Raw genomic sequence first — 12115 nt, 5'->3', positions numbered from 1 at the left:
TAAGGGCTTTTGTCTTTCAGTTGGTCGGATAAATATCTGAGTTAACGCTCTGCTCCGGCCATCCTTTATGCCTCGTTGTAACCGTTATCTGATTGAGGGATCGTCATGTCACAGCCTGACTCTTTACAGGGCGACAAGATCATTGAGTTTGCTGGTCTTCAGTGTGCCAATAACCTGCCGTTCGTACTTTACGGTGGCATGAATGTTCTGGAATCCCGCGATCTGGCGATGGAGATTGCTGAGCACTACGTTGAGGTGACTCAGCGTCTGGGTATTCCTTATGTGTTCAAGGCGTCTTTTGATAAAGCGAACCGTTCCTCGATCCACTCCTACCGTGGTCCGGGTCTGGAAAAAGGTCTGGAGATTCTGGCAGAGATTAAACAGCAGTTTAATGTGCCTGTGATCACCGACTTGCACGAACCCTACCAGGCTCAGCCTGTAGCAGAAGTAGCTGATGTGATTCAGCTACCGGCGTTTCTGGCCCGTCAGACCGATCTGGTTCAGGCGATGGCGCAGACAGGTGCGGTAATCAATATCAAAAAGCCGCAGTTCACCAGCCCGGCTCAGATGGGCAACATGGTGGAGAAGTTTGAAGAGTGTGGTAACGACAAGGTGATGATCTGCGAACGCGGCTCCAGCTTTGGTTACGACAATCTGGTTGTGGATATGTTGGGCTTTGATGTGATGCGCAAAGCCTGTAAAGGCGCGCCGCTGATTTTTGATGTCACTCATGCACTGCAGTGCCGTGATCCTATGGGGGCAGCTTCCGGCGGTCGTCGTCATCAGGTGGCTCAGCTGGGTCGTGCCGGTATGGCGCTGGGTATTGCTGGTTTATTCCTGGAAGCACACCCGGATCCGGAAAAGGCCAAGTGTGATGGCCCGTCAGCTTTGCCGCTGGCGCAGCTGGAGCCTTTCCTGGCTCAGATGAAAGCCATCGACGATCTGGTTAAAGACTTTGCCCCTCTGGATATCCGATAATATCCGGATATTGAGGTGTTGCTGATAAACAGCCTTTGCTGCTTTTCAGCCTGATTTTCTGACCGGAGCTGTTCTGACCAGACTGGCTCCGGTCGTTTCAGTTAGAGAATTTTTAGTTAGAGAGCTTTCAGTTAAAGAGCTCTGCCGTTCCCCTCAGGGAGCGATAAAACCTTATTGAATCGCTTTACGTTATTAAGCAAACCTGGAGAAAAATCCAAATGACAGCAATCGTTGATATCAAAGCACTTGAAGTGCTTGATTCTCGTGGTAACCCAACGGTACAAGCCGAAGTAATTCTGGAATCCGGCGTTAGTGCTCGTGCATGCGCACCTTCCGGTGCTTCTACCGGTTCCCGCGAAGCGCTGGAACTGCGTGATGGCGACAAAGGCCGTTACCTGGGTAAAGGTGTTCTGAAAGCTATTGAAGGCGTGAACACCACTATCCGTGCCGCCCTGATCGGTATGGATGCTGCGGACCAGCGTGCGCTGGACAACAAGATGCTGGAACTGGACGGTACCGAGAACAAAGCGACTCTGGGCGCTAACGCTATTCTGGCGGTTTCTCTGGCAGCCGCTAAAGCAGCAGCGGCTGACAAAGGCATGCCTCTGTACGCACACATCGCAGAGATCAACGGCACTGCCGGTCAGTTCTCTATGCCTGTGCCTATGATGAACATCCTGAACGGTGGTGAGCACGCGGATAACAACGTTGATATCCAGGAGTTTATGGTTCAGCCGGTTAACTTCACTTCTTTCAACGAAGCACTGCGTTGCGGTACTGAAATTTTCCACGCACTGAAAGCGGTTCTGAAGGCAAAAGGCCTGAACACTGCGGTAGGTGACGAAGGTGGTTTCGCTCCTAACCTGGCTTCTAACGAAGAAGCGCTGGTTGTGATCAAAGAAGCGATCAGCAACGCAGGCTATGAGCTGGGCAAAGACGTCACTCTGGCTCTGGACTGTGCAGCATCTGAGTTCTACAAAGATGGCAAATACGACCTGTCCGGCGAAGGTAAAGTATTCGACGCAGAAGGTTTCGGTGATTACCTGGCCGCTCTGACTGAAAACTACCCGATCGTTTCTATTGAAGATGGTCTGGATGAGTCTGACTGGGAAGGCTGGGCTTACCTGACTAAGAAGATCGGTGACAAAGTTCAGCTGGTAGGTGACGACCTGTTCGTAACCAACACTAAGATTCTGGCTCGTGGTATCGAAGAAAGCATCGGTAACTCTATCCTGATCAAATTCAACCAGATCGGTTCTCTGTCCGAAACTCTGGACGCGATCAAGATGGCGAAAGATGCGGGCTTCACTGCCGTGATCTCTCACCGTTCCGGTGAAACTGAAGACACCACGATTGCTGATCTGGCAGTAGGTACTGCTGCGGGTCAGATTAAGACTGGTTCTCTGTGCCGTTCTGACCGTGTTGCTAAGTACAACCGCCTGCTGGAAATCGCAGCTGAGCTGGGTGACAAAGCCGTTTACAACGGTCTGAAAGAGATCAAAGGTCAGGCTTAATTCGCCGATCAGATCTGATACTTGCCCGTAAGGGCCGGTAAAAAGAGGGGAGCCTTAGGGTTCCCCTTTTTTGTCGCTGCTTTTTCACTCATAATGCCTGTTTTCTCAATGGCCTGCGCTTTTGCCCTCTGGCCGATATCGATGGCTTACTATCGGGATACAGACCGAACCCATGTTTCGTTTTCTTAATTTAATTCTGGTGGTCTTGATCGTCTTACTGCAGCTTCGTCTGTGGTTTGGAGAGAGCAGTTTGCCGGAAACCTGGCAGCTGGAAAGCCGTATTGAAGTCCGTAAGGCTGAAAATGCCGAGCTGGCTAAGCGAAATGATGCCCTTGCCGCTGAAGTTGCTGACCTGAGAAGCGGTCTGGACGCTATCGAAGAGCGCGCCCGCTATGAGCTGGGCATGGTGCGCCCTAACGAAACCTTCTTTCTGTTGATTGATGAATCCAGGCAGAAGAATAAAGTGGTTTCCTCTCCCTCTTCAGCATCCCAGCCCGGTAGCCTCAGTCAGCCGGAAGTGGTCAGCCAGTGATCAGAATTCAAAGACTGGGTGCGTTATGAGTCAATTATCCACCACTCCCAAAATGTGGCTGATTATTCCTGCTGCCGGTGTCGGCTCTCGAATGCAGGCGGATCGTCCTAAGCAGTACCTGCCGTTAAATGGCCGTCCTATTATCGAACATACTCTGGAGCGTCTGGCGATAGCTCTGCCTCAGGCGGAGTTTGTTATCTGTCTTAATCCGGAAGATCCTTATTGGCCTGCTATTCAAAAGCCAACGGGCGTTTCTCTGCGGGAAGTCGCCGGTGGTAAAGAGCGGGCGGATTCGGTGCTTAATGGCCTGAAAGCGATTTCAGCCGAAGCATCTGAAGATGACTGGGTATTAGTGCACGATGTCGCCCGCCCCTGTGTGCGGGAAAGCGATATCGAAGATCTGGTAGCTCAGCTTAAAGATTCTGCTATTGGCGGGATTCTGGCGCTACCGGTTGCCGATACCATGAAACGTAGCAACCCGGATGGTTCTGTTTCTGAGACGGTAGATCGCAACGCGCTTTGGCATGCTCTGACACCTCAAATGTTCCGCTTTGGCAGGCTGTATCGTGCCTTGGAAGACGGTTTGGCTGCTGGCGCTACGATTACGGACGAAGCATCGGCACTTGAATGGGCTGGTTTTAGTCCTCAGCTTGTCGCCGGGCACAGAGACAATATCAAAGTGACCCACCCTGATGATCTGGCCTTTGCAGAGCTTTTTATCCGGGCGCAGCTGGAGCAGCAAGTATCAGGGCAGAACGGGTCAGCGTCTTAATTTATTCCTATTCATCTGAGGAGAGACCATGCGAATCGGTCACGGTTTTGATGTACACAAGTTTGGCCCCGGTGATCATGTGGTTCTGGGCGGTGTTAGTATTCCTTACGAACAAGGCCTGCTGGCACACTCTGATGGTGATGTCCTGATTCATGCGCTGTGCGATGCGCTTTTGGGGGCTGCAGGCCTTGGTGATATCGGCAAACACTTCCCGGATACGGATCCTGAATTTGAAGGTGCTGACAGCCGCAACCTGCTGCGCCATGTGGTTAGCCTTATGAAAGCAGAGGGCTGGGTTGTGGGTAATATCGACAGCACCTTAGTCGCCCAGGCACCTAAAATGGCTCCGCATATTGAAGCGATGCGGGCTCATCTGGCAGCGGATCTGGAAGTCGATATTTCAGCGGTTAATGTCAAAGCGACGACAACTGAAAAGTTGGGTTTTACCGGTCGTAAAGAGGGTATTGCAGCCCATGCTGTTGCGCTGCTGATCAAGGCTGATTCCTAACGCTCTGGGTTCCCCGTAGCGCATACGTCTGTCGACTGAACAATTTTTGGGCCTTGGCCCTGTATTCTTTTAATTGGAACTGAGTGAATGTCTGAATCCACATCTGCACCGGAAAACCGTAAACCCTTCTACGAGGAAGAGGATCTGGTATGCCCGCTGTCTCTGGAATTTCCTTATGCCTGGGGAGGCCCGGTTGCGACAGCACAGCTTCGGGCTGAGCCTGAAGATTTTCAGGTGGAGGAGATTCTGGGCTTTGAGCCGGAAGGTGAAGGCGAGCATCACTTCCTCTGGATTCGCAAACGCGGCAACAATACCGACTGGGTCGCCCGTCAGCTGGCGCGTTTTGCCAAGGTCGGTTTTAACGCGGTTTCCTATTCCGGCATGAAAGATCGTCATGCGGTGACGTTACAGTGGTTTAGTGTGCATATTCCTGGTCTGGAATCTCCGGACTGGAGTGAGTTCTGTATTGAAGGTGTTGAGATCCTGAAAGCGATCCGTCACCGCAAGAAACTGAAACGTGGTGTGCATCGGGCGAATAAGTTTTCCATCCGCCTGCGTGGCTTTGACGGTGATCAGGCTGCGGCAGAAGCCCTGCTGGATAAGATCGCTATTCAAGGCGTGCCGAACTATTTTGGCGAACAGCGTTTTGGCCGCAAAGGCAACAACCTGAGCAAGGCGGTCATGCGTGTTGAGGCGGGTGAATCCCTGAAACTCAGTAAGCGTGACAAAGATGGCCGCGCTATGATGTTGTCCGCGCTGCGCAGCTGGCTGTTTAACCGTGTTCTGGCAGAGCGTATTGAGCGTGATAACTGGCAGGCATGGCTGGAAGGTGATGTGGCGACCTTCTCGGGTAGTCGCAGTCAGTTTGCTATTGAGCTGGGCGATGCCGATGTTCAGCAACGACTGGAAGATGGTGTGATTCACCCGACCGGGCCTCTTTGGGGGGCTGGTGAGCCTAAAGTCACTGCAGCAGCCCGCGAACTGGAAGCGGAAGTGGTTGGTCGTTATCCGGCGTTAGCTGCAGGCATCGAAAGCTCCGGTTTAAATCCTGAGCGCCGTGCCCTGCGTCTGATCCCTGAGCATCTGCACTGGGACTGGCAGCAGGAAAACGGCCAGACCGATTTGGTTCTGAGTTTTATGCTACCGGTGGGCACTTTCGCTACCTCCATGCTGCGGGAAGTCGCCCGTTGGGACAGTAGCTTCACCGAAGCGGAAGATCGCTAGTTATCCGGCTGAATCTGATAATCGGTTGAATCTTAGAATAAGAGCACGAAGAGGCCTTAGAGAATGAAATTACTTTTATCAAACGATGATGGGGTTCGTGCGGAAGGACTGAGAGTTCTGGCCGAACGTCTTAAAACAGAAGCTGAAAAAGTAACCGTTGTTGCTCCGGATCGTGACCGCAGCGGTGCCAGTAATTCCCTGACTCTAAGTCGCCCTTTGTGCCCTGAAACCATGGAGAATGGTTTTCACAGTATCGATGGCACACCAACCGACTGTGTCTATATGGGCTTGTCTCAGCTGTTTCAGTCGGAAGCGGATCTGGTGATTGCCGGAATCAATCACGGTGCCAATATGGGTGATGATGTGCTCTATTCCGGCACCGTGGCAGCGGCAACAGAAGGTCGTTTTTTGGGGGTGCCTTCCATTGCAGTATCTCTGGCGGGTAAAAAACATTTTGATACCGCGGCTGAATTTGTGGCTCGTCTGCTGGACGGCTATCACTCGCTGGATCTGCCTGAAGGCAGCATTCTGAATATCAATGTTCCGGATCGGCCTTATTCGGAGATCCGGGGCATTCGCCTGACCCGTTTGGGTAAACGCCATCCTGCCGGTGAGCCTGAGCCAGTACTGGATCCGCGAGGGAAGCAGCGTTACTGGATTCCTGCCGCAGGCGGCACCCGTGATGCCGGGCCAGAAACCGATTTTCATGCGGTTGCCGAAGGCTATATCAGTATCACGCCTTTGCATGTCGACCTGACTCAGGAGAAAGCCCGCGACAATCTCGCCAACTGGTTGGTATCTGTGAGTTCTGCCACTGAGCTGGTCGCCGATTAAGGAGTCAGGATGAACGCGTCTGAGAAATGGAATCTGCAGGGTATTGGGATGACTTCCCAGAGAACCCGAAACCGTATGGTGGATCGCCTGAAAGAACAGGGGATTGAGAACGAAGAGCTGTTGACTCTGATGGCTCGTATGCCAAGGCATATTTTTCTCGATGAAGCCCTGTCTCATCGGGCTTATGAAGATATCTCCCTGCCGATAGGTTATCAGCAAACGCTGTCTCAGCCCTGGGTTGTTGCCCGTATGACTGAGCTGCTTTTGACTTTGCCGGAGCGCCCGAAAAAAGTCCTCGAGATAGGCACCGGTTCCGGTTATCAGACTGCTATTCTGGCAAGTTTGTTTGATCAGGTGATCAGTCTTGAGCGTATTGCGGGTTTTCAGCCTAAAGCGAAAGAGCGCTTTCAGGCGCTGACACTGAATAACATCCAACTGCACCATGCCGATGGTTATCAGGGCTGGGATGAAAAAGCTCCCTATGATGCGATTGTTGTTACCGCAGCTCCTGAATCGGTACCGCCCCAGTTGCTGGAACAATTGGCTGAAGGCGGCATTATGGTTGTACCTGTCGGCAGTGGTGAAGAGCAATGGCTGACAAGGGTCTGCCGGAGTGAGTCCGGTCATCAGTCAGAAGTGCTAGAGTCTGTCCATTTTGTTCCTCTGCAGCCGGGACTGGTTTAGTTTCATCGGGTTTTATCCGCAGATGTCTTGGCTTTGATTATCCGAATTTGTTTTCTTTAGGGAGTATCCTGTTTGAGCACGCCGAATCCTTCTTCTGACTCATCCTCGTCAGGTCTTACACAATCCCGCGTTAAGCATCATCAGTACGGTATACGGGTTTTCATCAAGGGTATGGCGATGGGGGCGGCCGATGCTGTACCAGGGGTTTCCGGTGGTACGGTTGCCTTTATCACAGGTATCTATGAGCAACTGATCGAGTCGATCCGCAGTATCAATCCGTCCTTGCTGATAACCTGGCGTAAGGAAGGGTTTAAAGCGGTCTGGCAGAAGGTAGATGGTACTTTCCTGCTGACCCTGCTGGGCGGCATTCTCAGCAGTATTTTGCTGCTGGCCCATGTGATCAGTTATCTGCTGGAAGAGCAGCCGGTTTTACTGTCGGCTTTTTTCTTCGGGCTGGTGAGCGCCTCGGTACTTAGTATTTACGGAGAGATTAAGGATCGTAGCTGGAAAACTACCCTTGCTCTGTTGGGTGGTGTCATTCTGATGATGCTGATAAACCAGCTGATGCCGACACTGGATGTGGGTAATCCTGTTCACGTCTTTATTGCCGGTTCTATTGCGATCTGCGCGATGATTTTACCGGGTATCTCCGGTAGCTTCCTGCTACTGATCATGGGCGTTTATGGCGGCGTTATGCATGCGGTGAAGAATCTGGAGCTGATCACCATGCTCTGGTTTGCCGGTGGCTGTGCTGCGGGCATTCTGAGTTTTTCTCAGGTGCTGAGCTGGTTGTTCCATCGATTCCGTCAGATGACGCTGGCGCTGCTGACCGGTGTACTGATCGGGTCTTTGTCTCAGATCTGGCCCTGGCGTCAGGTGGTGTCGTACAAGATCGACAGCCACGGCAAGGCGGCCCCCATTACCCATGACAATCTTTTGCCATCGGCCTATGAGCAATTAACCGGAATGAATGCCCAGTTGGTTCCGGCAATAATTCTGATGTTTTTAGGTTTTGCTCTGGTCTGGTTTTTTAATCGTCAGGGTGAAAAATAAATTAATCAAATGATGAATCCTGATTGATTTGTCTATCTTACTGATCTTCAAGGCTGTTTGATATTTTTCAGGCAGCCTCTCCCTCCGCAGTGAATTTTATTCATTGATGTTTTTTTGAAGAATTAAAAAAAACAGTTGCACACCCTGCTACGAAAGTTATAGCGTCATAGGTACGGGGTGACCGAGAAGTCTCTTAGTCATCTGTAAAGTCGCAAAGCATTTCGAACTGACCAAGTTGTAAAAACTATTATAAATCAACTGGTTAAGTGCTTTGCAAAAGACCTGGTGATTCGTGGTAAGCGAATCAGTATCAACAATCTCAACGAATTGAGCGCAAATGTTCAAACAATGCACTAAAGGCCATTTTGGTCGGTTGTGATAATTTTGATACATCGGAAGTAGAGCAGTCACAACACCCAGTCACAGGCCTGTATCGATAAAAATAATAGTGATGGTGCTTTTCAGAAAAAGACCTCACCACAGGACATGGGAATACTGCTATGACGACTTTAGATCATGATTTTGAAACAGAGCAGGACACTGTATTAGATACAGATAACCATTCAGACTCACTCTCTGCTGAGAAGCAGGCAGAAGCAGATTTCGAACGCGCCCTAGAGCGTGAAGATAAATCTGAGAAAAGTCTGGATGCCACCCAGCTCTACCTGAACGAGATCGGATTCTCCCCACTCCTTTCCCCTGAAGAAGAAGTTTATTTTGGCCGTCTTGCCCGTAAAGGCGATGAGGCTGGCCGACGTCGTATGATCGAAAGTAACCTCCGCCTGGTGGTTAAGATTGCGCGACGTTATCTGAATCGCGGACTTTCCCTGCTGGATCTTATCGAAGAGGGTAACCTCGGTCTGATCCGTGCGGTAGAGAAGTTCGACCCTGAACGCGGTTTCCGTTTTTCTACCTACGCGACCTGGTGGATTCGTCAGACCATCGAACGTGCCCTGATGAATCAGACCCGCACCATTCGTCTGCCGATTCATGTGGTGAAAGAGCTGAATGTTTATCTCAGAGCCGCGCGTGAACTGACCCAAAAGCTGGATCATGAAGCCACTGCTGAAGAGATTGCAGCATCTCTGGATCGTCCTGTAGAAGCGGTTGAAAAGATGTTGGGTCTTAACGAACGTGTCACATCCATGGACTACCCTGTGGGTGGTGATATGGATAAGCCTCTGGTGGAAACCATTGCTGATGCTGAAGATATGGATCCGGCCTCTGTGCTGCAGAAAGATGACTTCACTCAGCATATGGATCTTTGGCTCTCTGAACTGACTGAGAAACAGTCTGAAGTGGTTGTTCGCCGCTTTGGTCTGCATGGCTACGAACCTTCAACCCTGGAACAGGTGGGTGAAGAGATCGGCCTGACCCGCGAGCGGGTGCGTCAGATACAGGTAGAAGCCCTCCGCCGACTGCGTCGCATGATGGAAAAACAGGGTATCTCAATCGAGTCTGTGTTTGCAGACTGACCCTTTGATCTCCGCTTGCTTAAAGCCATGGTGCACACCATGGCTTTTTTATTGCCTGCTCAAAAGCTGCCCGGGACAGCCCCGGCTGCTTAAATCCGCTAACGGTTAAAAGGAATTGTCAGACCGGAATGACTTCTTGATTGAAATCTAAGTTTCATCTCTTATGCATCCTTAAGTCGGTGTTGTAGCAATTTTGTCATTTTTCGCTGGTGTAATTGCTCCTATTGCACAGGGGTAGACCTGTGCCGCTTTACTGGAGATGACATTTCAATGGCACATACCGCCGAGTTGCTCGAAATTATCGAGTCTCAACAGATCAATACCCTGTTTCAGCCGATTATCGGTGCCGAGGGCCAGTCTATTTTTGCCTATGAGGCCCTCAGCCGTGGGCCAGCTGACAGCTATTTCTGCAGCCCTATTCGTCTGTTTGAAGAGGCCAAACGCCAGCAGCAGTTGTTTGCTTTGGAAGGGGTTTGCCGCAGCCGTGCCATTGAAAACTTTACCCGTCAGGAACTGCCGGGGAAGCTTTTCCTGAATGTGACACCTGAAACCCTGCTGCAAGCAGATCATCACAAAGGTTTAACATTAGACCTGTTGAATAATTACGGCTTGAGACCGGATCAGGTGGTTATTGAGATCACCGAACATTCGCCAACTCATGATTACGAGCTTATGTGTCGGGCGGTTCGACATTATCAGGGCGAAGGCTTTTCCATTGCGCTGGATGATCTGGGGGCTGGGTATTCCAGTTTAAGGCTCTGGTCTGAGCTGCAACCGGAATACGTCAAAATCGACCGTCACTTTGTTTCTGGTATTGATAAAGATAAGGTTAAACGGGACTTCGTCCGTTCAATCGTTGAGATTGCCCGGGCGGTTAACAGCCAGGTGGTTGCTGAAGGAATCGAAACCCGCCAGGAATTTGAAGCTCTGTCAGAGATCGGTGTGGATTATCTGCAGGGCTATTATTTTGCCCGACCGCATCCCCACCCGGTTCGGGAAGTATCCCAGTCAACTCAGATGGTCTGGCAACAGATCAAGGAGAGTAGAGAGATGTACAAGGATGATGGGCAGATAGGTCGCCTGAAGCTGGATATCCCTCCGGTGACCCCTGAGACCCTGGTGGAAGAGGTGGTGGATATATTTGAGCAGAATGAACACTGGTTCTCTGTTCCTGTGGTATCCGGCGGTGTTCCGGTGGGTATGATCAAACGATCCCGCTTGCTGCAGAAACTGAGTAAGGCCTTCGGCCGTGACCTTTACAGTAAAAAGCCGGTCAGCCAGATTCTTGATCAGAGCTTTATGACCGTAGAGCGCCACATGCGTATGGAAAAGGTCAGCCAGCTGGTCACTCAAAGGAACCGCAATCGTCTGGAAGAAGACTTTATCATCACGGAAAACGGTTATTACTACGGTATCGGACAGGTGATTGATCTGCTGAAAATGATCACCGAGATGCAGCTGAAAAGCGCACAGAACTCCAACCCGCTGACCGGCTTGCCGGGTAATGTGCTGATTCAGGAGCATATCGATCAGCTGATTGCGACCAAGGCCTCCTTTGTTACCTGTTATTTCGACCTGGATAACTTTAAGCCATATAACGATCAGTATGGTTATGCCAAAGGCGATGACATTCTGTTGAGTGTTTCCCAGTTGCTGAAAAAACACAGTCATCCTCAGCTGGATTTTGTCGGTCATGTCGGCGGTGATGATTACGTGGTGATTTTCCAGAGTACAAACTGGCAGGATTATGTGCAGGCGGCTCTGGAAGAGTTCAGCCAGTATCGTCGCAGTTTCTACAGTCCGGATCACTTAGGCGATGGCGGCATCTGGGCGGAAGATCGTTTTGGTGAAAAACGCTTTTTTGGTCTGATGAGTATCTCGGTCGCGGCAATCGATTCGGAATCCGCAGATTTTGGCTCAGCGAAAGAGATTGCCAGCCAGCTGAGTCATATCAAACACGAGGCCAAGCATGCCAAGGGCAACAGTCTGGTAGCGCAACTAGCCGGCTCTGTTGTGAATCTGTTCTCAGAATCGGAAGAGTGTCTGGCCTGATAACTACTCCTTTGACGGCTGTCATCGAACTGTCATGGAAATGTCGCAATTCTGTCGTTTAGCCTGCGTATAACAGGTATTACTGAAAGTAAGAAACGAAGGGTTGGTAAAAACGCCAACCGCGAATAAGACATGATAATGAGATAATGACTATGAAAATGACAGAATTACACCATCATCTGGAACAGCATCCGGCAACCGATATTCAGATCCAGTCTCACCATGAAGGCGTGTACTTCACTGTTGAGATCAGTCATGGCGAGGCTAACTACCGTCTGCAGGGACAAAAGGGTAAGCCTCTGGTATTCCGTGATGAAGAAACCGCCCGCGATATGCTGCAGCAGTTGGGGGTTCAGCAGGTTAAATCCCGCCGTATTCTTTCCCGTCTTTCTGCACTGGCTCAGCCGGTAATGAACCAGGGCTGGCGCGCTCAGATCGCCTGATCCCCTGCAGCTTTTGCCTGTAAAAAGGCAGCTAAAATAGTTTCAG

12 protein-coding genes are annotated in these 12115 nt (G+C 50.8%); all 12 read left to right on the top strand.

Going from position 1 to position 12115, the window contains the following annotated elements; genetic code table 11:
- Nucleotides 1-105 precede the first annotated feature (105 nt).
- The 12 genes from kdsA to BV405_RS10895 all read left to right on the top strand — a co-directional run bounded on the left by kdsA (nucleotide 106) and on the right by BV405_RS10895 (nucleotide 12069).
- The gene (kdsA, locus tag BV405_RS10950; protein ID WP_086480880.1) at nucleotides 106-978 is read left to right on the top strand and encodes a 3-deoxy-8-phosphooctulonate synthase; all 873 of its coding nucleotides are present in this window, start codon (nucleotides 106-108) and stop codon (nucleotides 976-978) included.
- 218 nt (nucleotides 979-1196) lie between these two features.
- A complete protein-coding gene (gene eno, locus BV405_RS10945; RefSeq protein ID WP_086480879.1) occupies nucleotides 1197-2492 on the top strand; it encodes a phosphopyruvate hydratase in 1296 nt (431 codons plus the stop codon).
- Between the two features lie 172 nt (nucleotides 2493-2664).
- Nucleotides 2665-3024: a cell division protein FtsB gene (ftsB, locus tag BV405_RS10940; RefSeq protein ID WP_086480878.1), complete on the top strand. Its 360-nt coding sequence runs from the start codon at nucleotides 2665-2667 to the stop codon at nucleotides 3022-3024.
- Between the two features lie 25 nt (nucleotides 3025-3049).
- On the top strand, nucleotides 3050-3796 hold the full coding sequence (gene ispD / locus BV405_RS10935; RefSeq protein WP_086480877.1) for a 2-C-methyl-D-erythritol 4-phosphate cytidylyltransferase: 747 nt from the start codon (nucleotides 3050-3052) through the stop codon (nucleotides 3794-3796).
- Between the two features lie 28 nt (nucleotides 3797-3824).
- A complete protein-coding gene (gene ispF / locus BV405_RS10930) occupies nucleotides 3825-4304 on the top strand; it encodes a 2-C-methyl-D-erythritol 2,4-cyclodiphosphate synthase (RefSeq protein WP_086480876.1) in 480 nt (159 codons plus the stop codon).
- Nucleotides 4305-4391: 87 nt separating this feature from the next.
- Nucleotides 4392-5528 carry a tRNA pseudouridine(13) synthase TruD gene (gene truD, locus BV405_RS10925; RefSeq protein ID WP_086480875.1) on the top strand — a complete coding sequence of 379 codons (1137 nt, stop codon included), beginning with the start codon at nucleotides 4392-4394 and terminating at the stop codon, nucleotides 5526-5528.
- A 63-nt stretch (nucleotides 5529-5591) separates the two neighbouring features.
- Nucleotides 5592-6362, top strand: coding sequence for a 5'/3'-nucleotidase SurE (gene surE / locus BV405_RS10920; protein ID WP_086480874.1), 771 nt, complete (start codon nucleotides 5592-5594; stop codon nucleotides 6360-6362).
- A 9-nt stretch (nucleotides 6363-6371) separates the two neighbouring features.
- Nucleotides 6372-7046, top strand: coding sequence for a protein-L-isoaspartate(D-aspartate) O-methyltransferase (locus BV405_RS10915; RefSeq protein ID WP_086480873.1), 675 nt, complete (start codon nucleotides 6372-6374; stop codon nucleotides 7044-7046).
- 72 nt (nucleotides 7047-7118) lie between these two features.
- Entirely contained in the window at nucleotides 7119-8099 is a 981-nt protein-coding gene (locus tag BV405_RS10910; protein ID WP_217895628.1) for a DUF368 domain-containing protein, read from the top strand.
- A gap of 500 nt (nucleotides 8100-8599) precedes the next feature.
- The gene (rpoS, locus tag BV405_RS10905; RefSeq protein WP_086480872.1) at nucleotides 8600-9574 is read left to right on the top strand and encodes an RNA polymerase sigma factor RpoS; all 975 of its coding nucleotides are present in this window, start codon (nucleotides 8600-8602) and stop codon (nucleotides 9572-9574) included.
- Between the two features lie 270 nt (nucleotides 9575-9844).
- Nucleotides 9845-11626: a GGDEF domain-containing protein gene (locus BV405_RS10900; protein WP_086480871.1), complete on the top strand. Its 1782-nt coding sequence runs from the start codon at nucleotides 9845-9847 to the stop codon at nucleotides 11624-11626.
- Nucleotides 11627-11784: 158 nt separating this feature from the next.
- Entirely contained in the window at nucleotides 11785-12069 is a 285-nt protein-coding gene (locus tag BV405_RS10895) for a DUF6482 family protein (RefSeq protein ID WP_140054563.1), read from the top strand.
- Nucleotides 12070-12115: the final 46 nt, after the last annotated feature.

It is taken from the genome of Oceanospirillum sanctuarii (assembly GCF_002150805.1).
GTDB classification, from domain to species: domain Bacteria; phylum Pseudomonadota; class Gammaproteobacteria; order Pseudomonadales; family Halomonadaceae; genus Oceanospirillum; species Oceanospirillum sanctuarii.
This window is presented reverse-complemented; position numbering and strand designations above follow the sequence as displayed.